The sequence below is a fragment of the Metabacillus schmidteae genome, assembly GCF_903166545.1.
GTDB lineage: Bacteria > Bacillota > Bacilli > Bacillales > Bacillaceae > Metabacillus > Metabacillus schmidteae.
The window spans coordinates 724,671-749,857 of the sequence record NZ_CAESCH010000002.1; the positions used below are offsets into that span (position 1 = coordinate 724,671).

Here is a 25,187-nt window from a genome sequence, read left to right on the forward strand (position 1 = left end):
CTTTCGAGGCACGAAGCCTTGTGAGGAGCGGAGTTACCGTGTTTGGTAATGAGCACCACAGCAAGGTGAGTAACGAAGAAAGCGAGCGTTTGTCAACAGTCTGAGGAGACTTGTTTTAAGTCTCTTTTTCTAGATCTAAAAAATTCTCTACCTCACGAATATATTCTTCCCGGGGATATCCATTATAAAGTGCTGACGATAATCTAATAGGATCTCCAAAAAAGTAACGTTCATATTGAGTTTGTCGTGAGCCAAAGCTGCTCATTGTCAAATCCCAGGCAAGCCTGAATAACATAGATTTTGTCTTCGCATCACAAGCAGCTCCTTGACAAAAATGATTGATGTCTGTGGAAATGTCTGATGCAAAATCCTCTTCAGATGGAATAGCTACCAATCCGCCTGCCCCTATTAATTGGATTATTTCTACCATACGCGGATATAGCTTAGGATATAAATTAGAAGCAACATATAAAGTATGACTATTTGGAACCATTGTTCCCCATTCATCAATTTTTGCCTCGAGCTCTGACCGATCCAGTAATGCCTTCATTGTTTCTAATCCAATGATCATCTCACTAATTTTTGCTTGGATATGTTGATATTCATTAATATTTAATGTTATAACCATTTTTTGCGCTAAACCAAGGAGAAATTCAGTTTTTGCGATTTGTCTAAGTATAACTTGATGAAGAGTAAGAGGGGTGAAACTACTTCTTGAAAAAAGTTTTTGTGCCAAGTCCTGTCGATGATAAAAAAAGACACGATTCCATGGAACCAATACATGATCGAAAACAATCATTGTATCCATTTCATGGAAACGAGAAGAGAGGGGGTGGTTAAAGGTTGATTCATCATGAGTATAAGAATCACGACAAATAAATTTTACTCCCTCAGTATCTGTTGGAATGCTAAAGCAAAAGGCATATTCATCACTTTGTCCAGTTGGTAAAACTAAAATCTCGTCTGTCATCCCGCCTTGTGTAGCCAACATTCTTGCTCCCTTTATAATCAAACCATCTGCATTCTTTTTAATCACCTTGGCAGCGATGGGATAAGCAGTATATTCTTCATAGCTTGCTGATCGATTGATCTGAGGGTTAATAAAGCTGTGGGTAAAGGAAAGATCATTTTCCCGGGCTAATTCATACATTTTCAGTAAATTTTTGGTGAACTCTTCATCTTGCTCTTTAAGTAATGAGGCAGAAGCAGCGAAGGTCATCAAAACAGTATTTAGGTAATCCGGAGTTCTCCCCATCAATCCAGCTGTTTTCTTTGCCCAAGTCTTTATCATAATTCTTCTGGCCTCAAGCTCGTCTTTTGTCTTTGGTTGTAAGAAAGATAATCCAACATTTTGTGATGTAGTAGGTGAGGGGTATGTCATTTTTGAAATGAGCTCAGGAGAAAGCTGCATATCATAAAGGGAAGCTTTTGTTAGCATAGCCCCTTTATAAGCAGGGTGCTGAGAAAGTTTTCCTCTTATCCTTTCACCTTTTATCCACACATTTGGACTGAGCTGATCCATCCGTTTAAGATACTGATTCCCATCAATAGCAGGCATTGATTTTCACTCCTTATATCATATGTACCTACTATATGCCAAACGTTTTGATGGGGTGAGCATAGAAGCTTGAAAAAACAATGTTGAAAATTGATGAAGAGATAATAAAGGAATTGAATGGGCTATAGGTGAATAATGTTAGTAATAATCATAACGAATTAAATGTAAGCGTTTTCCTAATGTTTATATAGAAACATTGTGGAGAAAATATAGTTAATGACTTTTTTCAAGGATGTGAGAGGTATGCATGAAGAAAACTTCTTTAAGGGTATGCTTTGGGCTACACTCCTCAGTATTCCATTATGGTTATCTTTTTTTGGATGGATGAAATTGACATTAACACTACTTCGTTTTTTATAAAACTTACTGAATCCTAAAGATCTAACTTTTTTATACTATCAGAAAGTATTTAAATTTTATGGAGGATAGTATAAGAAAAACTAAGACTTTCGCCATTAGGACTTGGCGAGAAGCCAAGTTTTTCTAATAGTGATAGGATAATAGTTGTGCTCATATGAAAATATTCTTAAATAAATACTTCATTATATGATGATCTATAGTAAAATAAAGTTAATTAGAAATTATTGGTTTTTGTATCGGGGGATCAATGATGGAAGTTTTTGTCGCAAGACAACCAATTTTCAACTTGAAAGAGGAAGTTATCGCATACGAACTTCTATATAGAGGAAGTAATGAAAATGCCTTTCCGGATATTGATGGTGATCAAGCAACAACAGAAGTGATCATTAATAGCTTTATGAATATTGGTTTGCAGGATCTATCAGAAGGAAAACAATGTTTTGTAAACTTCACTGAAAGTTTATTAAAATCAAAAGTACCGACTTTTTTTAATCCCAGTTCAATTGTTGTGGAAATTTTAGAAAACGTTGAAATAGATGAAGAATTGATTTTTACGTGTAAAGAATTAAAAGAATTAGGTTACACAATAGCATTGGACGATTTTTTAGTACAAGAGCATTCACACTATTTTCCGAAGTTACTGCAGTTTATTGATATTATTAAAGTGGATTTTCTTCAAACAACGAAACAAATACAAAGAGAATTGGTAAGGAAATATCGTCCACACAATATTAAGCTTCTAGCTGAAAAGGTCGAAACTAGAGAAGAATTTTTGTTTGCGAAACATGCTGGCTATACTTATTTTCAAGGTTATTTTTTTAGTCGCCCAAATATAATTTCCAGTCATGATATACCAGTATATTTAAAAACGTATTATCATATATTAGCCGAGCTTTCAAAAACAGAGCCTGATATAGATATGATCGCATCTTCCATCGAACATGACATCTCGATGTCTTATAAGCTGCTAAAATTAATTAATTCTCCGGCATTTCGTCCTGTAAATAAAATTCAGTCAATAAAGCAAGCTATTGTTTTATTAGGTCTAAATGAATTAAAGAAATGGATTTATGTGTTATCACTTAAGTCTATTAAAGATAGCGATGATCATGATATGCAAGAGGTTATTAAATTGTCACTGGTGCGTGGGAAGTTATGTGAACAAATTGCACATTATCTTGGGTACGCACATTCGGCTCCTTATATGTTAACAGGTATGTTTTCTTTAATTGATACATTGATGCATAGGAGTATTTCAGAGGTTTTAGAAGATTTGCCGCTATCAGATGAAATTCAGGATGCCCTGCTGGGAAGGGAAAATAATTTACATAAGGTATTGGTATGGTCGATCCTAATCGAAAAAACGAAATGGGAAATAGAAGATATACCGATTTCAAAGGAAGTAATCAATCAATTTTATGTTCAAGCGATCGAATGGGCTTCAAATTTAATGAAAGTAAGAGCTGGTTAATCAATCTAACCAGCTCTTATTTATTTTTTGTATTCACTGTAATAAAAAGAAGGAATAAGACCCCTTTTGTAGAATTGTAGAGATAGAAATGACAAAATATGAAAGTCCTCAACAATTTGATACTAATTAAGGAGGTCTTGAACACTCAATGGGTAGGCAGCCAACATTTTTTGTATTGGACGATAAGATGGTTGCGGTGTTTTCGGTGGAAAAAGACAATTGTACAGTAACAATGGAATGCTTGTTTTCGAAGACAGGCATAGAAGATTACACCTTAGAGTATCAAGGACCTATTGAAAAAAAGTCTGAATTGATGAATTTAGCAATTGAAGAGGCGCAAAATATTTTCGAAAAAAACATACTAACTGTTTAATAATAGGCTGTAGACCTGTGTTTATAAAGGCATAGGTCTTTTTTGTATGATCAAAAAGAAAAATCGTACAATCTACCCCCTCATAATAAATGAAAGGTGCCGTATATTATATTGGTCAGTTGAAAATGACATAAAACAGGTGAAAAGAACAATAAAGTTTGTGTCGAAAATGTATAATTTGGACTATTGCGTTTGCTTTGCGGTATCACGCATTGTGTCATACGGATTATTTTCGGTGCGAATGGATCGTTTTTGAATTAGAATAAACGTATAAACACGATAAGCTGGCTTGGTACTATTACCAATCTATGAGGAGTGTGAAACAGTGAATCAGAAGAAAATAGATGAAATGACTGAGTTGTTACTTCGAATTGAAAAAGAGCTGAAAGAATCGAAACAGTCACTGGAATTATTAAATAAAAGTATTGACAAATATGATAAATATGCATTTTTGAATGTATCTTAAAAAACTTGGCTTATAGCCAAGTTTTTTTATATTGACATATTTTGGTCATTGGGGTAAAAATGTAATAGATATAGGTATAAAAGATTCTTTTTCTATTAAAAATACCAGGTATATAGTAATATAGCATATGGAGGTGATTTTAATAGAAGCCAAGTCTTTAGTTGTGAAGCAACATATGATTCACACAATTACCTCATGTGTGACAAATACCGATCTAAGGAATCTGTTACTTACCTTTATTAACAATAAAGAAGATCTTCCATTTGCAGATTTAACGATGATTCACCATCAATCGTTTAATGGAAAAGATGAGGAAATGCCTAAATTAGCAGCAGCGGTAGAACTTCTAATTTTGTCTTTTGATATGCTTGATGACCTAGAAGATTTAGATAATGAGGACGAGCCATGGATGAAAATTGAGCATCCAATAGCTCTTAATGCCGCAACAACTCTATATACATTGAGCAAGCTGGCTATTTTATCACTTCAATCTTCAAAAAAGCTTCAAATACTAGAAGCATTTCTCAAATTTTCTGTTCAAGCAATGGAAGGACAACATGTAGATCTAAAAAACGATACTTTAACTGAAGAAGAATGTTTAGAAGCTATGAAAAATAAGTCAGGTTCATTAATTGCCCTAGCCTCAGTTAGTGGAATGCTACTTGCAGGCGTAAACACTCCATCTGTAGAAAGATATTCATATCAATTAGGTATTGCAGCACAAATTGATAATGATTTTAGAGATCTGTTTAACCCACACAAAAACGATGTATCTACTCAAAAGAAAACATTGGCATATCTATATCTTCAAAAAAAATACAATCAACACGCCATAGACATTTTAGAAGGCTTTCATAGTGGCAGACCAATAAATGAATACTTTGACAGTGCATTAAACCTGAAACAAAAGTTGATAGATGCCGGAGTCGCCCAATACTTAAACGTTATGAAACAAATTGCGGTCAACAAAGCAACTCGGCTGATTCGTCAATTACCAATTGAACAGCATCAATGTGAGCACTTAAATGCTCATTTGATTATAAAATTAAATCCAAAAAACAAGGAGAGATAACTATGCAAGAAATCGTAAACTTTCTAATTGAAAACCCGGATGTGTTAGAAAAAGTAGTCAATGGAGAAGCTAGTTTATTAGGTGTAGATTTAGATGATGTTTTAGGATTGATTGAAGGGATTAAGGAAGCAGGGAAATTATTTAGTACGTACTGGTTATAAAGCTAATGAAGGGTGTTTGTAATGCATAGTAACTTCAACAAAACATTTATATTCTTTGTTGTCCTTAGCATAGTCTTTTCTATATATATAATAACATTGAATATTAACCATCCCTATGTTGGAGCAAATGTAATAATAAATGAAAATGAAGAGATCATTGTAACAAATCTAGAACCTAATTCTTGGGCTGAAAAAAGAGGAATCCATATAGGAGATGTAGTTGTTGAGGTTAACGGAGATAATCCTTTAAAGCACAAACCTATAGTTGATTACCATGTACTTGAAAAAGTAGACTCATTTTCGCTTAGTAGAGATGGCGTTATTAAAGAGTATACAGTTTTAAATGAAACAATTTTTAGCACGCAAAGTTTGCTTATAATAATTATACCTTTTACTGTTTTAACCCTGTGTTTATTTTGCAGCTTTTATATTTATAAATCAAATAAAAGGGCAAACCTTAAATCTGCAAACTTATTAAATATGTTTTTGTTAATTATTGCAGTGGCTTATCTTAGTGCAACAGGGTCGTCAAAGGGTGACATTATTTGTAGATATGTAAACTTGTGTTTATTTTTATTGGTACCTGTGACTTACCTGCATTTCTTATATCAATATTTTATTGAACTGGGGAAAAAATTATTTAGCCATAACTATATAAAATTTGGTTATATAATTGTAACAATTAACTTATTACTTGAAGTGGTTAAGGATATAATTGGGTACAGTAGTCAAACTAATAAAATCATAAATTTAATTTCCTTCTTCATAATGCTAGTTATGACTTTTGTACTAAAATTTGTTGGTTTGAAAAAAATAAAATATTCGGAGCAGGCCTATATAGTGAAAGTGTTAATCGTGACAAATGTATTAGCATTTTCACCATTTTTACTTTTTTATGTATTACCATTTGTAATATTTCAAGATTATGTTTTCCCGCCAACGTTTCTAGCAGCATTTTTATTACTTATACCGTTTTCGCTCGTATATCAATTTTTAGCCACTAAAATATATGATATTGAATTCTTACTTGGACGAATTAGATATTATTCATTATTGGCGGTTATTCCAACCTTTGTAATTGTAGGAATCATGCTTAGCTTAAAAGAAAATGACCCTAATTTTTACCAAATAAAGCTTTCTATTGCTATCTTTTTTACTATGATTTCAGTATTCTACATCAAAGAAATCTTCGACTTCCGTTTTAGGCTCAAACGATTTTCTGAAAAGTATAATTATCAGGATAGTATTTTTAAATATACTGAAAGTATCCGAAAGGCGAGTAATTTAGATCAGGTTATATCTGAGCTGAAACAAGTGATTGTTGATGTGTTACTTGTTAGTAAAGCCTATTTTATTGAAGTGGACAAGCAAAGGAATATCAGATCAATAGATCCACAGGCTAAGGAAGCAGATTATGGGTCATATGTTTCTGAAATTAAAGAGGTATCTAATGAAGTAGGTAAGATACGAGAAGTGGATAAAGGGTTTATTATAAATATTGGTGTAACAGATAATCGCAGTTATGTATTAGTTTGTTTATCTATATTGAATACACCGATTCTTACACGTGATGAAATATCATGGTTAAAGACGTTATCATTTTATACGAATGTTTCATTGGAAAACTTCTTAAAAATCGATGAATTGATGCAACATTTACAAAAGGTTGAAACAGAAGGAGAAAATCCAGGCTGGTTAACAAAGCTTTTATTTTCAATCGAAGAAAAACAGCGTTCCAACTTAGCGAAGGATCTTCACGACTCTGTTTTACAAGACTTAGTCTCATTAAAAAGGCAATGTGAATTAGTCCTTGCAGAAGCTAAAGATGAAGGTTTAAAAAGTCAGTTGCAAAATATGAATAGCAGTATGACACAAATTATTAAAACAACAAGAGAAACCTGTCAGGAGTTACGTCCTCAGCTACTTTATGACTTAGGTCTTGTAAAAGCGCTGAATAAATTGGTAGCACAGTACCAAGAAATCGTAAACTTTGATATTCGTTTAAATACAGGGAACTTCTCAAAAACTTTAGATATTGATGCACAATTGAATATTTATCGAATTGTTCAAGAGTTACTCACTAATGCACACAAGCATTCACAGGCAACCAATGTTCTTATTATTTTAGTTTGTATAAAAGACAAAATTGTCTTTCACTATGAAGATAATGGAGTGGGCTTTGCAATGAGTGATTTGGAGGACAAAGCAGAGAGTATGGGGCTTTCTGGTATTAGCGAGCGTGTAAAAGCTCTTAAGGGTACGTTTTCTGTTGAAACTTCTCAGGGCAATGGGCTAAAATTAGATATTGAAATATAGGACTTGGTTAATTTATTGCCAAGTCCTTTTAAAGATTAAAGGTATACCGTCATAAGGCAATTTGAAATCGAAGGGGAAACGTACCTTCCATTTCAAATTGCCTTAATGAAGAAAATATCATTTTGGGAAAGGAGTTCTTATGATACACATATTAGTTGTGGATGATCACCCGGCGGTTAGAGAAGGGACCAAAGCAATTTTGGAGGCTGAGGAAGGAGTAAAAGTGGATTGCTTGAATCCGCCATACACTGAGGAAGCGTTTAAAAAGCTGGATTTTTCACCGTTTGATGTCATTTTAATGGATTTGAATTTAGGTGAAGGAAATGGAATGGAGCTTTCTAAAACAATAATAGAAATGAAACAAACATGTAAAGTCATTCTTTACACAGGATATGATGTTGAGGATTATTATGAAGAGGCACTTCGGCTTGGAATTCATGGTGCAATCAGTAAAACAGAATCAAAGGAAAAGCTGCTTACATATATTCGGCTTGCCATAGAAGGTGATATTGTCGTACCATATGACTATTTTCAAAAGTTGTTATTACAAAATCAAGTTCAAGCGGAGCACTCTGAAGCAATAGAGGATGTATTTAATGATAGAGAGAAAGCGATTCTGCAAGAAGTCGAAAAAGGCCTAACAAATCAAGAAATTGCTGATCAGCTCCATTTAAGTAAAAGATCAATTGAATACAGTTTAACATCTATTTTTAATAAATTGGATGTAAGTACTCGGACAGAAGCTGTTTTAATAGCAAAGTCCAATGGGATTATCGATTAATTTTACTTATTAATTTTTACAAAATCTAAACATAGTCTCAATATTGTCATGATGTTTATCCTTTATGATGTTAATTATACCTTTCGGAATTAGGAGGTTATAATGGACATTATGACTGTGTTGCCGACATTACTTTTACTATGTGGATATTTTACTCTTGTGGTATATGTACTAAGGAAATAATGGAATGTGGGGTATCTGAATTCTATGGAGTTTACTATGAAAAATACATTAATGGAAGCACTTGGAATTGAAATGATTTCAGTGTCAGATCATGAAGTAGTTGCAACGATGCCTGTTGATCATCGTACACATCAACCATTTGGCTTGTTACATGGTGGGGCTTCCGTAGCCTTAGCTGAAACAGTGGCAAGTATTGGTGCTTTTCATTTAATAGATCAGGAAAAAGAAGTTTGTGTAGGTCTCGAAATAAATGCTAATCATATTCGTGCGAAGAAATCAGGTATTGTAACGGCTTATGCCAAACCTGCTCATCGCGGCAAAACAACAATGGTGTGGGAAGTGAAGATCGTTGATGAGGAGAACGAATTGATCTGTCTTTCAAGATGTACGATGGCTATTTTAAAGAAGAATATATAATTTATTTTATTAACAAAAAAAGTAGACGAGCTCAGGGCTCATCTACTTTTTTGTTTTGATCGAACTTTGGCTAAATCATCTTGAACACTTTTATTCCACAGTGGGACTCCTGTATTGTAGGCTGCTCTACTAATTAAATGGCCTGCTACAGGTGCAGTAATGAATACGAATATAATGCCTAACAATACTCTTGAATTCGCAATGTGGTCAATGAGCAGATAATGCAAGAATAATCCTAGCAGAATACTGATAACACCTAGTGTCGCACTTTTAGAAGCTGCGTGATTACGTGTGTATACATCAGGTAGTCTAATAACACCAATCGCTGCTATTAGACTTAATATTGCTCCTTGGAGAACGAGGTAGCCTACAATGAATTTACTGATTTCGATCATTTTCAATGATCTCTCCTTTCTCCAAGTATTTAGAAAAGGCAACGGTTCCGATAAATGCCAGAATTCCTAATAAAAGGATAACTTCAACAAACGCATTAGTGTTAAGAACTATAGAGATAATAGCCGTAATTCCGATTAAGTTAATTCCGATTGCATCTAAAGCAATGACGCGATCCGGAGTTGAAGGACCTTTCACTAATCGATAAACATATAGAAGTGTTGAGATCGCCACGATGATAAGTGAAATAGTCAGGATCATCTTAAACATATTAACGGCTCACCTCCTTAATCGCTTCTTCGAATGTATTTTTAATATCAAGCTTTGCTTGCTCAACATCGTCGATATCCATTGCATGAATATATAACGTCTTATTATCCTCAGAAACTTCAAGTACGAGTGTTCCGGGAGTTAGTGTGATTAAGTTGGATAATATTGTGATTTCCCAATCCTTTTCGAGATCTGTCTCTAAAGCAAAAATACCAGGGCGTGGTTCAAGCTTTGGAGAGAGAATAACTTTTAACACAGAAATGTTGGACTTAATAAGCTCGATAAGAAAGATGCCAAGAAGTCTTATGATTGCTACTATATTTAGGAAATAGAAGCGGTGATCAAAGAATCGTCTTAAGGCAAAGATAATGATAAACCCGAAAAAATATCCTTTACAAAATGCTAATGAAGAATAATCATTTGATAGAAACATCCAAATGAACGCTAGAAAAACGTTAAGTAAAATTTGAAATGCCATATGCACTACTCCTTCAATACGGCTTGAATATAGATTGATGGATCAAGTAGAGTATCGGCAGCCTGTGAAATATAAGGTGATAAAAATTCTACACCGAAACCATACGCAATAGATAATGCTAATAAAATAGCAATTGGGAATATTAGCCCTTTTATTGATGTTTCTGTAATGGCTTCTTTATTTGGCTCTCCCCAGAAACCATGGATGAAAATCTTCATCACAGAATAAAGAACCAATAGGCTTGAAAGTAAAACAACAAATGCAATTGTATATTCCCCTGCTTCGAACCCGCCTTGAACTATTTTTAGCTTTCCTACAAATCCACTTAGTGGAGGTATTCCAGCCAGAGCCAAAGCAGCGATGAAGAACATCCAACCTAAAAGCGGATGGCTTGCAATCAGCCCGCTAATTTTTCGTAAGTTACTCGTACCTGTAACAGCGATAACCGCTCCGACAAGAAAGAATAAGGCTCCTTTAATAATCATATCATGAACAAGGTAGTAAACAGATCCTTCAATGGCATTTTGCGTGTTTGCTGCTATACCAAAAAGGATGACACCTACGGCAGTAATGATATTGTAGATCACGATTTTCTTAATATCCCAATAAGCGATCGCGCCAATTACTCCGAAAATGATTGTTAGTGCAGCTAACCATCCAAGAATTTCATGAGTAAAGGATGGTTCGTGATAAAAAATAAGTGTAAAAACACGTGTGATCGAATAGACACCGACCTTAGTTAATAATGCGCCAAAAAGTGCCGTTACGACAGCAGGTGGTGCTTGATATGAGCCAGGTAACCAGAAGTATAACGGGAAAATTGCACCCTTTAGCCCGAAAATAACTAAGAAAAGAATGGCTAGTACCGTTAATAATCCGGATTGACCCATCTCAGCAATTCTTACGCTTAAATCAGCCATATTTAACGTTCCTGTTAAGGCATAAAGATAAGCAACTGCAATAACGAAAAGGGCAGATGAGATGACATTCACAAGAATATATTTTATTGATTCCCTAAGTTGATTCTTTGAACTTCCTAACACGATTAACAAATAGGATGACATTAGCATCACTTCAAAGAAAACAAACAGATTAAAAATATCTCCTGTTAAGAATGCTCCCGTAACACCTAATAAGAGAAACTGTACTCCCGGGTAGAAGTAAAATTTTTCTCTTTCAACAGTAGTTGAAGAAAAAGCAAACAATAGGGAAGTAAAACCGATAATCGCTGTTGTTAACACTAAAAGACTAGCGTACATATCAGCAACAAGAACAATCCCGTATGGTGGTACCCAGTTTCCTATCTCTAATGTTTGAATTCCATTTGTATGCACGGTTTGAACGATTATAACCGAAACGATTACACTAGCTAAGGAGGCAATTGCACTTAGCCATTTTTGGACCGTAATGTTTTTATTAAAAAAGATCAAGATAATTCCCATCAGTAGTGGGATGACAATAGGTAAAATAATTAAGTTATTCATATTGATCAGTTCCCCTTAGTTGATCCATATCATCTGTTCCTAATTCTTGGTATGAACGGTATGCAAGAACAAGGAAAAATGATGTTACTCCAAAGCTAATAACGATTGCAGTTAAAATCAGTGCTTGTGGAAGTGGATCAACATAGACTTCTGCATGTTCTCCGAGTAGCGGTGCAGCACCCTTTTTAAGACCACCCATTGTTAAGATGAGCAAATGGGCTCCATGACTAAGTAACCCTGTACCGATAATAATTCGTAATAAACTTTTAGATAACATTAAATAAACAGCAGCAGAAAACAAAATACCTACAACAATTGACATTAATACTTCCATTATTCCGTCTCTCCAATCGTTTGAATAATGGTCATGGTTACACCAATAACAACAAGATACACACCTAGATCAAATAAAACAGCAGTGGCTAAAGCTGTCTCACCAAGAAACGGTAAGTCTACATAGCTGAATGTATGAGTCAGAAAAGGTACCTTAAAGAAGAATGATCCTATCCCGGTTAAAACTGCAAAGAGCAGCCCAACAGCAATAAGTTTTATATAGTCAACCTGAATGATATTCACCACAGTTTTAATATCAAATGCAAGCAGTAAAAGAACTAGAGCACCTGCTGTCATTAATCCTCCAATAAAGCCTCCACCTGGTGTATAGTGTCCAGAAAAGAAGAGATGCAATGAGTAGAGAATGATAATAAACACAACAACCTTTGTAGCAGTTTGAAAGATGATATCATTTGTTTTCACATTTTTCTTCACCCTTCTTCCCCCTTTCTGACTTTTAAGCGAATCATGCCAAAGATTCCTAGTGCAGCAATTCCTAATACCGTTATTTCAAATAATGTATCAAACCCTCTAAAATCTACAAGAATGACGTTTACCATGTTTTTTCCGCCTGCAAGCTTGTAACTATTCTCAACAAAATAAGTTGAGATAGTTTCTGTTACACGCTGACTGTTTGCTGATAATGCAATAAGTGTAACAATCGCTCCAACTCCTAATGAAATGATGAGATTAGTAAGTTTAAAGTGTAATTTCTTTTCTTTTTTCTTAAACTCTGGCAGATGATAAAAGCAGAGTAGGAATAAAGCAACAGAAACTGTTTCAACACAAAGTTGTGTAAGTGCAAGATCAGGTGCTCTAAATAACACGAAGAACAAGGATAGCGAATATCCGACAGATCCTAATGCAATGATCGCTGTAAGACGTGACTTAGAGAATAAAACAGTTATCGTACCAAGTACCATGACAATGGCAAGAACAGCTTCGTATATTCCGACTGGCGCTGTATGGGCTAATGAAAATGAAAAACCGCCGGTAAGAATAAGAGATGTTCCTAATATAAGAATAAAGAATGTAAAGATATAAGCTAAATAGTCACGAATAAATCCTGTCATATAAAATCTGGTAAGACGGTAAGAGGATTTATCGAGCTGAACTAATGCTGCATCATAGCCTTTGTTAAGGGTAAGCTTTTTTGGGAAAAGTCCATATACTGATCTCCATTTAGTTAGCGACAAGTAGCCTATGACACCTAAAGCAATGACCCCGATTGTCATAAATAGCTCTACCGTAAACCCATGCCAAGGATAAATGTGAACATGGAAATGGCCTTCATCTCCTAATAAGGCTGGAATAACCGAAGCCATTGCAGGTTCGATAATGGTATAAGCTAAGATATTCGGGAAGAAGAAGAAAATAAGAACAAGTGAAGCCAAAATGATTGGTGAAATTAACATACCAATTGGGGCTTCATGCGGTTTCTTCTCAAGCTTTTCAGGTTGATATTTTCCAGTAAAGGTTTTAAACACTAATACCATGCTGTAAATAAAGGTAAAGATACTTCCAACCCAAGCTAAAATCGGGAAGAGAAGTCCAATTGTTTCGATATTAAAGACATCCATTTCAAGTACTCGTATCATACTTGTGAAGAACATTTCTTTACTCAAGAAACCATTGAAAGGAGGTAAGCCTGCCATTGAAAAGGCTCCAATAATTGAAATGGTGAAAGTAATTGGCATAAGACTCATTAGTCCACCAAGCTTTCGTATATCACGTGTGCCTGTTTCATGGTCAATAATACCGACAACCATAAATAAACTTCCTTTAAAAGTTGCATGATTAATTAAATGGAAGATCGCGGCAAGTGTTGCAACCGTATAGTAGCTATTATCGATTGAATCCAATACGAGAGCGGCTGATCCAATCCCAAACATTGACATGATCATTCCTAATTGGCTGACAGTTGAAAAAGCTAATATACCCTTTAGATCTGTTTGTTTTACTGCATTAAAAGATCCCCAGAACATTGTGAAAATTCCGAAGGTTGAAACGATCCAAAACCATTCCGGTGTACCGGCAAATATAGGACTAAATCGTGCAACTAAATAAATTCCCGCTTTAACCATTGTTGCAGAGTGAAGGTATGCACTGACAGGTGTTGGTGCCTCCATCGCATCTGGTAACCAAATATAAAAAGGAAATTGAGCAGATTTTGTGAATGCGCCGAAAAGCACAAGAATAAGCGCAGGAACAAATAATGGATGATCTGTTATTTGTGGTACCTGACTAATAATTTCTCGAATGCTAAAGGTATTTGTCATGATATAAAGCATGATGAAACTACCAAGCATGAGAAGTCCACCGAAAATGGTGATGAGCATTGACTTTTGTGCTCCGTAACGGGATTTTTCTCTTTTGTACCAATACCCAATTAATAAGAAGGATGAAAGAGATGTAAACTCCCAGAATGTGTAAAGGACAATTAAGTTATCAGATAAGACAACTCCCAGCATAGCTCCCATGAACATTAACAAATACGTATAGAAGGTGTTTAATTGTTCCTTTTCCTTTGATAGATAGTAAATAGAATAGAGAACAACTAACACACCAATGCCTGAAATTAATAAGGCAAATAAAAGTCCAAGACCATCTATGTATGCTGTAAAGTTAATTCCGAGAGAAGGGATCCATTCCATGGTTTGAAGAATCGTATGTCCGTGCATTGTATCTTCAATAAACTGTATAAAGTAAATGAAGAGTATCGTTGGTAATAGTAGCACGAACCAGCCTGTATGTATTCGACGAAAAAATTTATACAGGAACGGAATCAATATGGCGAGCAAAAAAGGCGATAAGATGGCCAGGTGTAATAACGTCATTTTTTTACCTCCTTATAGTATTAGTTATTTCATCTGGTTAATCAGTTAGAGAAAGAATAATTTGTGTATCTTACCATCACTGATTTATTATGTTCCAGAATGTGGACAACTATGAAATGATATCAAATATAGCTCATTTCAAGTTCATATGAACATAAAAATGATAACAAATTTCTGCTGACTTGTATATTATAAAAGTCCAAAGAGCATCCTAACATTGAGGTGATTCCATGCACAAAACAAAAATTTTTGTCGCAGGATGCTTATTCTCATCCCTGTTCAGTGGTGCTTGGTACGTAAATGAAAAAGTAAAAAGAGAATATGTCGAAACAGTTTCATTTGACGATTCCGCAATTCGGTTAACGAATACAGAAACACCAATTGAAGTGCTAACAGAAGAAGCGAATGTCTTTGAAAAGTTTCGACCACGCGAATATGTTCGGGTGGTTATTCGTTAACAGGATGTGGAAATTTGAACATCCTGTTTCCTTTTGTTGACAAGATAGGGAAGAAGTCCTGTATAGTCTTGTCAAATTCATATCTCTACTTCATAATTAAGGAAGGTCATTAACTTTAATATAGTAAGGAATTTAATTATGAAAAATACATACTTTACAAGCTATTTTCCTCTTATAACAATTTTGCTTTTTAGTACTTCTTTATCAATTGCAACAGTTATGATTGTCATAGATTATTTACAAACATTCGGTATTTATGATGGGATGTTGGAGTTTTTTTCAAGTAATGGAATAAAGCTTGCTTTATTTATTCTTTTTGCACTTTTGTTTTTTATGGTTTTTTCGGCATTAAAACTTATTGCAAATACTGTCACAGAGCTTTCCCTTTTGTTTTTCTCGAAAGATGTTGCAGGTGAAAACTTAACGAAAATTAGAGGGGGATCTGCAATTTATTTAATTGGTGGATCTTTATCTCTAATTGTTGTACAGTATCCGATATTTATCATTGTGCTCTTTCTTATTTCAACTCTCGGATATTTTGTTTATATTGTTTATAAGATTAGTCAAACCTTAACTTCTTTTTCTTTAATAGGATTAGTATTATTTCATGTTCTGTTTTGGTTTATTTTTATATTAGGGACGTTGTATATTTGTTTTAGGCTTTATAATAGTATTATGGCTAGTTTACCTGTATAAAAATGATGGCCCTGACATTTGTCAGGGCCATTTTTTATACGATAAGCTGTTTCAAACTTTGTTGCTTGTAAATTAATATTTAGGTGGTTGTTTTTTACATAGTAATTTTAAGAACAAAAATAACAATAAAGAGCCTATTGTAAAAATCTATTTCTTACTTCTTTACTAGGTATCATACATTGATTTTTTTGACCAAACCATTTATAGCGATTTTTAGCCACAAAGTCATATAAAGTATCACGAACTGGTCTAGGTGTAAGTCTTAACATTACAGCAAAAATCTTCCACTCTCCACCTAAGTGTCGGCATATTTCCATAACTGCCGTTGATTTTGTAAAATACCGATCACCATGTATGAAAACCAAACTGTTCAAATCTGTTGTTGAAAGCTGGTGTTCACGCAATAGTTCCTGTCCTTTATTTGACTGTAGGGCGGCGAATTTTATGATTCCATTTTTATCGTGTCGGATGATGAATTGGACGGATTGGTCACAAAATTGACAAACCCCATCAAAAAGCAAAATAGGTGTTTTTTGGTTATCGATCAAGCATAAAACCTCCTTTTGGAAAGAGCTATTTCATCATCTCTTTCCATATAAGTTGTTGAGGTGCTTTTGTATAAGAACTTTCTATGTTTGCTGGTTGATCCTTTCCAACCCAAACAGCTCCTGTATAGGTATCTGTTAGCCCGGCAAACCAGAGGTCATAATAATTGTTAGAAGTACCTGTTTTTCCACCAATATAATCACTTGAGAAATTTGCCTTTTGTCCGGTTCCTCTTTTTACAACTGAGGTGAGTAGTGAAAGCATTTGTGTATTAGTGGATTCCTTCCATACACGAGTAGGCTCATCATTCCATTCATAAAGAGTTTGACCATTTAAATCTGTCACTTTTGTGATCGCATGGTTTTGATAATATAGCCCGTTATTGCCGAATGTTGTGTAAGCATTTGTTAATTCTAGTGGTGATACTCCTATGTGTACTCCACCGATTGCCGCTGGAAGCTTATGATCCTTTTCAAAGATGTTCTTAAACTGAAAAGGTTCCAAGTAACTAAACCCTTTTTCAATGCCTATTTGGTCGAGCATCCGGACAGCTGCCGTATTATAGGAATATTTTAGAGCGGTCTCTAATGTAACCATTCCATAATTTCTTCCGCTGTAATTTTCCGGACACCAATCTTTTTCACAAAATTCACCTGCATCAATTCTTGAGTGAGCTGATGCACCTGTTATGTCAATGTAAGGAGCATAATCAAGCAGAGGTTTAATAGCTGAGCCAGGTTGTCTATATGCTTGAAAAGCTCTATTAAATGCATATTTCTCATAATCTTTTCCACCTGATAAAGCGACAATTTGGTGTGTTTTGTGATTAATGACTGCTGCTGAACCCTGTATATCATTTGATGGAATATACTTTTCTATTGCACGTACTAATGTATTCTGTCGCTCAGATTCCAATCCGGTATGAATAATTACACCATTGCTTAGCACTTTATTTACTCTTTCATTTAGTTGTTTTTCAAGTGATTCTTTATTTTTTGTTGTTTCTAGCTGTTTAGAAATGCCTTCCTTTTCTGCGATTAGTTGCTTTAACTCGTAATGCACATAAGTTACATAATCAGCATTTGTATCAATACGGGATTTTATCGAAAGGGTTATAGAATCATTTATGGCATTCCTTAACTCATCATTTGAAATTGCACCATTTTCATAAAGAAGCTGAAGCAATCTTTCTTGACGTTCTTTTGTTGCCTTAAAGTTTTTTACTGGGTCGTACATTGTTGGATTATTTGGTATCGCACTAATAAAAACCAGTTCAGCTAGGCTTAATTCTTGAATTTGTTTATTAAAATAATAAGTCGAAGCAGTTCCGATTCCATATGTTCCATTTCCGAAATAGATGACATTTAAGTAGGCTTCTAAGATTTGTTCTTTACTGAAGTTTTTTTCCAATTGATAAGAATATAAAAGCTCACTTAGTTTTCTGTTATAAGATTGTTCATGTGACAAAAAAACATTCCGTGCTAATTGCTGGGTAATAGTACTCCCACCTTGCTCAACCGATTGGGACTGGGCGTTAATTAATACTGCGCGAAGCATACCTGCTGCATCAAATCCGATATGCTCATAAAAACGATTGTCCTCTGATTCGATATATAATGTTTTGACAATCTCAGGAATATCCTCGAATGAAAGGTACGTTCGATTTTGCTGAGCATTGATAACCTCTGATATAAGACGACCTTCATGATCGAAGATATAACTGTTTTCAACTAGTTGGACAGAATCAATAGGGATCTTTTCATCTAATACAGTTCCTAATCCTTTAACAGCTTGAGATTCTTTTCCTGCTACAATTCCACAAAGGAGAAAAATGGGAATCATTAAAATGATAAGGATCCAGCCAAATAAACTCCGCATACATTCACATTCTTTCTTTAATAGTAGGCCAGGTTTATCTAAGCCTCTTTTTTAGGTCATTAGTTCTATTGTACATGATTATTGTAAAATTAAGCGATTCGAAAATAAATGTTCTGAAAAAATTATTCCTAACGAACCTGATCAATGAATATATTTTAATTATCTACCACTGTTGGAAGTCTCACTTTATAAAAATAGTCAAGGGATATTTCATTATTTTTCGGAAAATTGAAGTTCTTTCTCGTGCTTCGGTGATATAATGAAACTAACAAACTATTTCTTAAGTAAAGGAGGAGTGAAACAGATTGGAGGGACAAGAGCAATTATTATTTATTGATTTTGAGTTTACAATGCCGGAAGGGAAATCAAACCCAAAGGGATTTTACCCTGAAATTATTGAAGTGGGTATTGTGTCAGTTATAAATCATAAGATTGAAGAGAAATTCTCCTCATATGTAAAGCCAAAACAATTCCCCATTTTAAGTGAACGCTGTAAAACCTTTCTACAAATTTCACAGGAAAAAATAGATCAGGGTATGACGTTTACAGAACTGTTAAGTATCTTATCTAATTATAATCAAAAAGCTCCTACAACAGTTATTACATGGGGAAATATGGATATGAAAGTATTAAGACATAATTGTGAAATAAGTAAGATAGAATTTCCGTTTACCGGAAAATTTAGAGATCTATCAATGGAATATAAAAAATTCTTCGGAGATCGTAATCAAACAGGTTTATGGAAGGCTGTTGAAGAATACGGAAAGAAAGCTACCGGAAAACATCATCGTGCATTGGATGATGCACTGACTACTTATAATTTATTTAAGTTAGTTGAAGATGATAAAAGATATTTACAAAAACCGACTCCACCTACAATTGGAGACCGAATCGACTTATCAGAGGTTTTAAATAAATATGCAACATAATTTAATAATCAATAAAAACAAACAAAGAAAAAAGGCTCAATAACAATATTGTAGAAGATGTGTAGGAATATTGTTATTGAGTAAAACCTGCTCGCTTAATTAGGAAAATAATCTTTTTCCAACACATGTAATCTGTTAAGTGATTGTATAGCCCACTCTGTGTTCATTTCTTCTAATTCCTGTTTCATTGTATTCACAGCATTCTCTAGTGACTGACGATAATTTGGAATATCTCCTTCAAAATATCTCACCATCTGCTTCGGTACATTTGTTTGTTCATTAAAAGCTAAAGCTCTTCGTTCATGAAACATTTGAACATCTGCTTGTTTCGGGTTATGTAAATCTCCTTGTTGAGGGTGCTTAATCACTGCTTTTACTTGGACTAAGTAATGCATTGGTCGAACGTCAGTAATAACACCGATATATTTTCCAGTTTTATAAATCCCTGTTACAACCTCTCCAATTTTCTTATCATCCATTTCGCTTACCCCTTTACATTTTGATAGAACATCTCTTTATCTATACTACCATGTATTTTGTTAAGCAGGTATTTTCATGTAATTGTGAAAGTTTTGTTTTATATGCTTTTGCAACCTAGTGAAATGAAAAAAATCTTGCTATAGTAGGACAAAGAGAGGGCGTGAATGAAATTGGAAAACCTATACCCTATATTTGGATTATTTTTATATTTCCCTGAGGATAAAACAGAATATATTCCAGCAGCTATTACTATGGTCATCTTTACTATTGCAGCATTTTTTGCTTTCCGTCTTATCTTAAAAGTATCAAAAAAAGAGGAAAATAAATTGGATAAATTGATGAAGGAAAGCAAGCATTCTAAAGACAAGTGAATAGTTTTTTGCAATCGCTCACAGTTTTGTTTTTACAAGTAAGTTAGTACAAAGTTTTGTGTCCAGCCCTATCGCTTTTCTTATCCAATGTGTATAAGAACGAACGATGAAGTGAAAAATACCCTTTAGCCAATACTTTTTGTTGGAGGGTATCATGAAGTATATAACAATGTTATCAATGGTGTTTCTTTTTATTTTATCCGGTTGTATGGAAAAAGAAATAACGAAAATGGATGTTGAAATGTTTAATGCAAGTGGAGACTCCTTAGGAACAATAAAAGTTTCGGAGCAGCCTGAAGGAGTTGAACTGGATGTGATGCTGGAAGGATTGCCAGATGGAGAGCTTGGCATACACCTGCATGAAAAGGGAACATGTGAAGCTCCTGATTTTAAATCAGCTGGAAATCATTTTAATCCTGATGAAAAACAGCACGGCTTGCTACATCCGGAAGGTGCTCACGCAGGAGATTTGCCTAATATCATTTCTGAAAATGGGAAAGCTGAAGCAACATTAATGGCTCCTCAATTAACATTAAAGGCTGACAAGAAAAACTCCTTGCTTCGTCAAGAGGGTACATCTATTGTTATCACTGATGGAAAAGACGATGGAATGACACAGCCGGCAGGTAATTCCGGACAGCGAATTGCTTGTGGAGAAATTACTGAAAAAGAGGCAGATCGAAGTGATAAGAAGGAAGTAAAGCCTGAGGAAGAAGAGAAGAAATAGTAAAAAAAAGGATGACTACCTCATCCTTTTTTGTTTATAAACTAAGTATTATGTATACTCCAAAAATGAAAAATTCTACCCTAAATTTTGATGTGCTTCATATGAATGAGCAGTACTTTTATGAATAAAGAAAGGTAATCGAATTATAGCAACTGTCCCTTTGTTTAGTTCACTTGAATATTTAACAGATCCGCCGTGACTATTGATGATGCTGTACGTAACAGTTAACCCAAGACCTGTTCCATTTTCTTTCAGTGAATAATAAGGCTCGCCTAATCGTTCAATTTGTTCTTTCGTCATTCCAACGCCATTATCAGATATCTTAATATAGATGTATTCTTCCTTTACTTCTGCTTTAATTGTTACAATTCCGTTTATACCTGGTACGGCTTCAATAGAATTTTTAATAATATTAATAAAAACTTGCTTTAATCTAGAGCGATCACCAAATACAAACAAGTTCTTTTCAATCTCACAATTGAATCTCACAGTTTTAAAATTAGCATATGATGTCATTAACATGGTAACTTCATTTAGAGTTTTTGTTAAATTAACCTTTTCCTTTTGTATCTGTTGTTGACCAGCTATCCCAAGATAATCTGTGATAATGGATTGTGCTCGGTCTAATTCGGCCAGAACAAGATTCATGTATTCTTTTCTTTGACTATCTGTACTTTCAGGTGAATTACCGATTAACTGGACGAAGCCTCGAACAACAGTCAATGGATTTCTGACTTCATGTGCTACACTTGCGGCAAGTTCACTCACTATAGACAGCTTTTCAGCTTTCACTAACTCTAATCGCAGAACTGCTGTAGATCTCATATATTCTGTTAGATAAATTAATAAGGTTAGCAATAGGGTTAAAATGACTATAGAAATACTGATAAGTATAATTGGATTTAATTTAATGGCCTCATCGTCTAAAACGCTTACAATTATAAATGAAACGATAGAATAACACAGAATCGTAACTCCATATAGTAGTGAAAATATGAATTTTTTCCTTAAAGTGTATGTAAGCCAATTATTTCGTATTGATAAGGAAATAACACTATAGACCACAATACTAATAAACAGATAAAACAGACTGTATTCATATGGGTACACAAAATAAGCTAAAGTTGATAAAAGAGTTAGAAAGCCTGGAATATAGCCACCATATGCAATGGCAATAAACAATGGAATTGTATGCAGATTAAAATATACACCATCAATAATTTCAATTGGAGTAATGATACAAAGAATGGCTGAAATCATACAACCAATTGTGATTAAAGGAATATTCGTTTTCAATGCATTAAGATGATTTCTACTTAACCAAAATAGATGAAAGATAAAAATTGGTAAAATGACAAATGTTGTTTGAAGGATAATATCTTTTACGAGTTCCATTATTAGTCACCTTTAGTTTTAGTTAGTAAACATATTTTTTGTCTAATTATACCATTATTATAGGGGGATTTGTTTAAAATTTAAAAAATTAACTATTATAGAAAAAACTCTTTAGATTTAACTAATGATCCAACATAAATCTAAAGAGTTTTTGTTTTTATTTAAATTTAAGCTTTTAAAGCTGTGACTAACCTTTCCAACCCTGTCATAAGAGTCTCTTTAGGACATGCAATATTCATTCTTAAAAAGCCTTCACCATTTTCTCCAAACTTTGATCCTACATGTAAAGCAAGTTTACCTTTTTTGAGAAGAAGGTCTTGCAGCTCTCTATCCGTTTTCTTTAAACTCCTGGCATCAAGCCATACAAGGTATGTTGCTTCAGGCCTCATAACTTTAATGTCTGGTAAATGCTCTTTCAAATAGTTCTCAATGATAACAACATTTTCCTCAAGATAGGGAAGTAGCTCATCAAGCCATTTTTCTCCGTAAGAGTAGGCTGCTTCCATTGCATCTGCACCTAATGTATTAATACTTAAAAGGCCGAAAATTTGCTGAACATTATGATACTTGCGTCTAAGGGAATCATTTGGGATAAGCACCATAGAAGCTTGCAGGCCTGCTAGATTAAATGTTTTACTTGGTGCGATACATGTAATTGTTTGTTTAGCTATATCCTCACGAATAGATGCGATCGGTGTGTACCTACTTCCAAATAATAATAGATCTGAATGAATGTCATCCGAGATAATGATGACATTATGCTTAACACAGAGATCACCTAGTTTAGTCAATTCTTCACGTGACCAAACTCTCCCTCCTGGATTATGAGGGTTACAAAGGATAAACAACTTTGTTTTATCGTCAGAAAGCTTATTTTCCAGGTCAGCAAAATCAATTTCGTAGCGGAAGTCTTCATTAAGGATTAGATTATTGTATAATACTTCTCTTTCATGCTTTTGAGCTATTTCAAAGAATGGATAATAAACAGGCGGTTGAACGACAATTTTATCGTCACCAGCTGTAAATGCATGAATAGCTAAACTAATAGCCGTCACAATTCCAGGAGTATATGTAATGTTTTTAGGGTTTATCTCCCAATTATGTCGTTTTTTTACCCAGCTCTGAACAGCTTTCTCCATTTTTGTTCCAGGCATTGTATAACCAAATATACCGTGATCAGCACGAGTGTGTAATACCTCTATCACTTCATCAGGTACTGAAAAATCCATATCAGCGACCCACATTGGTAAGACATCTTCTACACCGAAAATTTTCTTTGTATAATCCCACTTAACAGAATCTGTTTGTTTTCGATCAATAACCTTATCAAATCGACTCATCTTCTTCACACCCTATCTTTTAATGTGGTAGTTTCTAATGTATATTCTTATCATAAGTGTGTTACAATGTCAGTGCAAAAAATATGATTAACAAAGGTGAAAACATTGGAAGCACAACAAACTAATTTAAAAATAATGGATGTATTATTACAATGGGATCCTTTAGGATATGGTGCAGGTCATTATGAAACAGAGGTAGTCGATGTATTGCAAGCTGTTCACCTTTTGGAGGATGACAGAAAGCTTGCGAGAAAAATACAGGCTATTTTTGAATTCTCATTTGAAGAAATTATTCCACTTTCCGAATGTGAAATAATGGCAGGGAAACTTTTGCTTATAAAAAACAACTCAAGCTGTGAGCTTTAATAGGAGAATGATCATGTAGGAAGCCCTTATGTGTGCAACATAGGGCTTCTTTTTTTAAGTTGCTTGATAGAGGAATGTTGCAATTTTTTCAGAAACATGATCAGGTCTTTCTTCAGGTACAAGATGTCCTGTTTGTTTAAAAGAGAAAAAAGTTGAATTCGGTAAATCCATCTTTAATCTTTCTCCAATATGGACAGGAACTACTTTGTCTTCATTACCCCAAAGAAGTAAGCTTGGTTGTTCAATTTGCTTTAATTCTTCTGAGGAGAGATCTCCTTCATGATCACGTATCATCCGATTTAAGGCTCGGAAAATTTTATCATCGAGGAAGGGCTCCATATACCCATCCATCATTTCCTGGTCAATGAGAGTTCGATCATGAACAACATTGTATAAATTTTTTAAAACACCTTGCCTTGCTAACCAATGCTTTATACCTATATAAAAGTAAGGGAAATATGAACCGATCTTTAAACTCGGATGAACACCTTTCATATAGCCGGAGCTGCACAATAAGACAACTTTCTCAAATAAATCCGGTCTCTGTTTGGCAGCATTTAATGAAACTTGTCCACCCATTGAATGTCCTACAAGGTATGCTTTCTTAATATTTAACCCCTCTACTAATTGTATGACAATTTTCGCCATATTTGTGTACGAATGAACAAACTTTGTTGATTTCTCTGTTTTTCCAAATGGAGGAAGATCAATTGTGACAAGAGTGAAATCTTCCTTTAAAATTGGAATAATCTTACGATAACAAAAGCTCGAGGAGAGAAATCCGTGAATTAATACAATAGTTGGGTTATGGGGGTTGCGTTTGTATACCTCATAGTGAACGTTTATGCCAAAAAGATTCATCGTACTGCAATAATAATCCATAAGCATTCACTCCATTTTTCCTATAAATTAATGTCGATTGTATGGTAAAATATGAGTTTGATTTAACATGTGTTTTTTATAGGTTCTACGGAAAAATTAAAAACACACATGTAAAAATCTACCCTTTTTTCTTTTTATGAAACATATGAAAAACAAGTAATATGGT

Annotated in this window: 28 protein-coding genes; 14 read left to right on the forward strand and 14 right to left on the reverse strand. The window is 34.3% G+C overall.

The genetic code is table 11. From position 1 onward, the window contains the following. Window positions 1–115: 115 nt before the first annotated feature. On the reverse strand, window positions 116–1,558 hold the full coding sequence (gene hpaB, locus HWV59_RS24330; RefSeq protein WP_102228645.1) for a 4-hydroxyphenylacetate 3-monooxygenase, oxygenase component: 1,443 nt from the start codon (window positions 1,556–1,558) through the stop codon (window positions 116–118). A gap of 610 nt (window positions 1,559–2,168) precedes the next feature. Here hpaB and HWV59_RS24335 point away from each other — a divergent pair. From HWV59_RS24335 to HWV59_RS24370, 8 genes are all read left to right on the forward strand, one after another. Then, on the forward strand, window positions 2,169–3,389 hold the full coding sequence (locus HWV59_RS24335; RefSeq protein WP_175640592.1) for an EAL and HDOD domain-containing protein: 1,221 nt from the start codon (window positions 2,169–2,171) through the stop codon (window positions 3,387–3,389). Window positions 3,390–3,537: 148 nt separating this feature from the next. Next, entirely contained in the window at window positions 3,538–3,762 is a 225-nt protein-coding gene (locus HWV59_RS24340) for a hypothetical protein (RefSeq protein WP_102228647.1), read from the forward strand. A gap of 325 nt (window positions 3,763–4,087) precedes the next feature. Further along, on the forward strand, window positions 4,088–4,228 hold the full coding sequence (locus tag HWV59_RS24345; protein ID WP_026558999.1) for a DegQ family regulator: 141 nt from the start codon (window positions 4,088–4,090) through the stop codon (window positions 4,226–4,228). A gap of 127 nt (window positions 4,229–4,355) precedes the next feature. Next, window positions 4,356–5,300: a polyprenyl synthetase family protein gene (locus tag HWV59_RS24350; protein ID WP_175640593.1), complete on the forward strand. Its 945-nt coding sequence runs from the start codon at window positions 4,356–4,358 to the stop codon at window positions 5,298–5,300. A gap of 2 nt (window positions 5,301–5,302) precedes the next feature. Then, a complete protein-coding gene (gene comX / locus HWV59_RS24355; RefSeq protein ID WP_102228649.1) occupies window positions 5,303–5,461 on the forward strand; it encodes a competence pheromone ComX in 159 nt (52 codons plus the stop codon). A 21-nt stretch (window positions 5,462–5,482) separates the two neighbouring features. Beyond that, entirely contained in the window at window positions 5,483–7,777 is a 2,295-nt protein-coding gene (locus tag HWV59_RS24360) for a histidine kinase (protein WP_102228650.1), read from the forward strand. Between the two features lie 139 nt (window positions 7,778–7,916). Further along, window positions 7,917–8,558, forward strand: a complete 642-nt coding sequence (locus HWV59_RS24365; protein ID WP_102228651.1) for a response regulator transcription factor — start codon at window positions 7,917–7,919, stop codon at window positions 8,556–8,558. A gap of 219 nt (window positions 8,559–8,777) precedes the next feature. Further along, entirely contained in the window at window positions 8,778–9,158 is a 381-nt protein-coding gene (locus HWV59_RS24370; protein WP_102228652.1) for a hotdog fold thioesterase, read from the forward strand. Between the two features lie 38 nt (window positions 9,159–9,196). On the opposite strand, the gene mnhG is transcribed toward HWV59_RS24370, so the two are convergent. Genes mnhG through HWV59_RS24405 form a run of 7 tightly spaced genes read right to left on the reverse strand, consistent with a single transcriptional unit; the run spans window position 9,197 to window position 14,953 of the window. After that, window positions 9,197–9,553 (reverse strand): monovalent cation/H(+) antiporter subunit G, encoded by a 357-nt coding sequence (mnhG, locus tag HWV59_RS24375; protein WP_102228653.1) that lies wholly within the window; start codon window positions 9,551–9,553, stop codon window positions 9,197–9,199. After that, the gene (locus HWV59_RS24380; RefSeq protein WP_102228654.1) at window positions 9,537–9,821 is read right to left on the reverse strand and encodes a Na(+)/H(+) antiporter subunit F1; all 285 of its coding nucleotides are present in this window, start codon (window positions 9,819–9,821) and stop codon (window positions 9,537–9,539) included. Before HWV59_RS24380 ends, mnhG begins: the two co-directional genes overlap by 17 nt. 1 nt (window position 9,822) lies before the next feature. Continuing rightward, a complete protein-coding gene (locus HWV59_RS24385; RefSeq protein WP_102228655.1) occupies window positions 9,823–10,299 on the reverse strand; it encodes a Na+/H+ antiporter subunit E in 477 nt (158 codons plus the stop codon). Window positions 10,300–10,304: 5 nt separating this feature from the next. Beyond that, window positions 10,305–11,783, reverse strand: a complete 1,479-nt coding sequence (locus HWV59_RS24390; protein ID WP_175640594.1) for a Na+/H+ antiporter subunit D — start codon at window positions 11,781–11,783, stop codon at window positions 10,305–10,307. Continuing rightward, window positions 11,776–12,117 carry a Na(+)/H(+) antiporter subunit C gene (locus tag HWV59_RS24395; RefSeq protein WP_102228657.1) on the reverse strand — a complete coding sequence of 114 codons (342 nt, stop codon included), beginning with the start codon at window positions 12,115–12,117 and terminating at the stop codon, window positions 11,776–11,778. The genes HWV59_RS24390 and HWV59_RS24395 overlap by 8 nt, the downstream gene beginning before the upstream one ends. Then, window positions 12,117–12,539, reverse strand: a complete 423-nt coding sequence (locus HWV59_RS24400; RefSeq protein WP_102228833.1) for a Na(+)/H(+) antiporter subunit B — start codon at window positions 12,537–12,539, stop codon at window positions 12,117–12,119. Before HWV59_RS24400 ends, HWV59_RS24395 begins: the two co-directional genes overlap by 1 nt. Before the next feature lie 8 nt (window positions 12,540–12,547). Continuing rightward, window positions 12,548–14,953, reverse strand: a complete 2,406-nt coding sequence (locus HWV59_RS24405) for a Na+/H+ antiporter subunit A (protein WP_175640595.1) — start codon at window positions 14,951–14,953, stop codon at window positions 12,548–12,550. Between the two features lie 230 nt (window positions 14,954–15,183). Between HWV59_RS24405 and HWV59_RS24410 the strand changes: the two genes are divergently transcribed. Next, on the forward strand, window positions 15,184–15,411 hold the full coding sequence (locus HWV59_RS24410; protein WP_102228659.1) for a hypothetical protein: 228 nt from the start codon (window positions 15,184–15,186) through the stop codon (window positions 15,409–15,411). A 138-nt stretch (window positions 15,412–15,549) separates the two neighbouring features. Then, a complete protein-coding gene (locus HWV59_RS24415; RefSeq protein WP_102228660.1) occupies window positions 15,550–16,107 on the forward strand; it encodes a DUF5366 family protein in 558 nt (185 codons plus the stop codon). Window positions 16,108–16,241: 134 nt separating this feature from the next. On the opposite strand, the gene HWV59_RS24420 is transcribed toward HWV59_RS24415, so the two are convergent. After that, window positions 16,242–16,652 (reverse strand): thiol-disulfide oxidoreductase DCC family protein, encoded by a 411-nt coding sequence (locus HWV59_RS24420; RefSeq protein WP_102228834.1) that lies wholly within the window; start codon window positions 16,650–16,652, stop codon window positions 16,242–16,244. 28 nt (window positions 16,653–16,680) lie between these two features. Continuing rightward, window positions 16,681–18,531, reverse strand: coding sequence for a transglycosylase domain-containing protein (locus tag HWV59_RS24425; protein WP_175640596.1), 1,851 nt, complete (start codon window positions 18,529–18,531; stop codon window positions 16,681–16,683). A gap of 350 nt (window positions 18,532–18,881) precedes the next feature. On the opposite strand from HWV59_RS24425, the gene kapD reads away from it, so the two are divergent. After that, window positions 18,882–19,460 carry a 3'-5' exonuclease KapD gene (gene kapD / locus HWV59_RS24430; RefSeq protein WP_235991906.1) on the forward strand — a complete coding sequence of 193 codons (579 nt, stop codon included), beginning with the start codon at window positions 18,882–18,884 and terminating at the stop codon, window positions 19,458–19,460. Between the two features lie 95 nt (window positions 19,461–19,555). Here the strand turns inward: kapD and HWV59_RS24435 are convergent, their stop codons facing one another. Next, window positions 19,556–19,939, reverse strand: a complete 384-nt coding sequence (locus HWV59_RS24435; RefSeq protein WP_102228663.1) for a kinase-associated lipoprotein B — start codon at window positions 19,937–19,939, stop codon at window positions 19,556–19,558. A gap of 165 nt (window positions 19,940–20,104) precedes the next feature. Between HWV59_RS24435 and HWV59_RS24440 the strand changes: the two genes are divergently transcribed. Both HWV59_RS24440 and HWV59_RS24445 read left to right on the forward strand, forming a co-directional pair. After that, the gene (locus HWV59_RS24440) at window positions 20,105–20,311 is read left to right on the forward strand and encodes a hypothetical protein (RefSeq protein ID WP_102228664.1); all 207 of its coding nucleotides are present in this window, start codon (window positions 20,105–20,107) and stop codon (window positions 20,309–20,311) included. Window positions 20,312–20,465: 154 nt separating this feature from the next. Then, window positions 20,466–21,038, forward strand: a complete 573-nt coding sequence (locus tag HWV59_RS24445; RefSeq protein WP_102228665.1) for a superoxide dismutase family protein — start codon at window positions 20,466–20,468, stop codon at window positions 21,036–21,038. Window positions 21,039–21,113: 75 nt separating this feature from the next. On the opposite strand, the gene HWV59_RS24450 is transcribed toward HWV59_RS24445, so the two are convergent. Beyond that, window positions 21,114–22,433 carry an ATP-binding protein gene (locus tag HWV59_RS24450; protein ID WP_102228666.1) on the reverse strand — a complete coding sequence of 440 codons (1,320 nt, stop codon included), beginning with the start codon at window positions 22,431–22,433 and terminating at the stop codon, window positions 21,114–21,116. 167 nt (window positions 22,434–22,600) lie between these two features. After that, entirely contained in the window at window positions 22,601–23,773 is a 1,173-nt protein-coding gene (locus HWV59_RS24455; protein ID WP_175640597.1) for a MalY/PatB family protein, read from the reverse strand. Window positions 23,774–23,869: 96 nt separating this feature from the next. On the opposite strand from HWV59_RS24455, the gene HWV59_RS24460 reads away from it, so the two are divergent. Further along, window positions 23,870–24,139: a DUF1871 family protein gene (locus HWV59_RS24460; RefSeq protein WP_321197460.1), complete on the forward strand. Its 270-nt coding sequence runs from the start codon at window positions 23,870–23,872 to the stop codon at window positions 24,137–24,139. Between the two features lie 54 nt (window positions 24,140–24,193). Here HWV59_RS24460 and HWV59_RS24465 read toward each other — a convergent pair whose 3' ends face one another. After that, window positions 24,194–25,021, reverse strand: coding sequence for an alpha/beta fold hydrolase (locus HWV59_RS24465; RefSeq protein WP_102228669.1), 828 nt, complete (start codon window positions 25,019–25,021; stop codon window positions 24,194–24,196). Between the last annotated feature and the right edge of the window lie 166 nt (window positions 25,022–25,187).